This window comes from Italian clover phyllody phytoplasma str. MA1 (assembly GCF_000300695.1).
In the GTDB taxonomy this organism is placed as follows: Bacteria; Bacillota_I; Bacilli_A; order Acholeplasmatales; family Acholeplasmataceae; genus Phytoplasma.
On the sequence record NZ_AKIM01000142.1, the window covers coordinates 1 to 741 of the forward strand.

1 protein-coding gene is annotated in these 741 nt (G+C 31.8%); it reads left to right on the forward strand.

What is annotated here, in order from left to right; genetic code table 11:
- Positions 1 to 57 precede the first annotated feature (57 nt).
- The gene (locus tag RI01_RS03000) at positions 58 to 732 is read left to right on the forward strand and encodes a hypothetical protein (protein ID WP_017193192.1); all 675 of its coding nucleotides are present in this window, start codon (positions 58 to 60) and stop codon (positions 730 to 732) included.
- Positions 733 to 741: the final 9 nt, after the last annotated feature.

The window sequence follows — 741 nt, forward strand, 5'->3', positions numbered from 1 at the left end:
AAAAGTCAAATGTGTTAAAATGTTGGTATATTATAAATTACCCGAAAGGAACTAATCATGTTTAATATTATTAAAAAAATCATTAAATGGTTTTTTTTCATATTAGGGATAATTCTTTTTTTAATTATCGTTTTTATTGGTTTTATTGTTTTAACCGAAAAAAAAATCAATAAATTACCAAAAGAAAAAATTCCTATTTTAAATGAACCCAAAATGGAAACTCATGAAGAATGGTATGACGATAATAAAAAATGTCAAATGATTAAAGCCAAATATACTTTTGATGGCCTTAATGGTATCGGCTATTATCGACAACAACTTCAAGAAAAAAAAGGTAGTCATAACGATATTTCAATCGCTCAAGAACACCTCGAAACCCAAAAAGAACCCTCTAACTTAGCTTATTACATCGAAGACCGTTACCCTTTTGACCTTTGGAAGGAAAAATCAGCGAACGGATTTGAATTTTCTCAATTTGATATGAAAGATGACAGTCATTTATGTTCAAAAATAAATTTCGAAAAGCAATTCAAAGAAGACTCAAGTGGTAACTGTTTAATCCTTAAATACAAAGGCCCTAAACACTTCTTAGACGACGACAAGGACTATTACCTTGGTCGCGCACGCGTTTCCGACTCTAACTTCAAATTAACCGATTTCCACCTCCACTTCAACCCTTTCCGCAAAACCTTGTCGATTTACCAAGATAAACACAACTATGATAATGGGTGAGACCCAACG

Bases quoted from the DNA above. Each gene is read 5' to 3' on its own strand.
- RI01_RS03000 (WP_017193192.1), top strand. From the start codon at position 58: ATGTTTAATATTATTAAAAAAATCATTAAATGGTTTTTTTTCATATTA.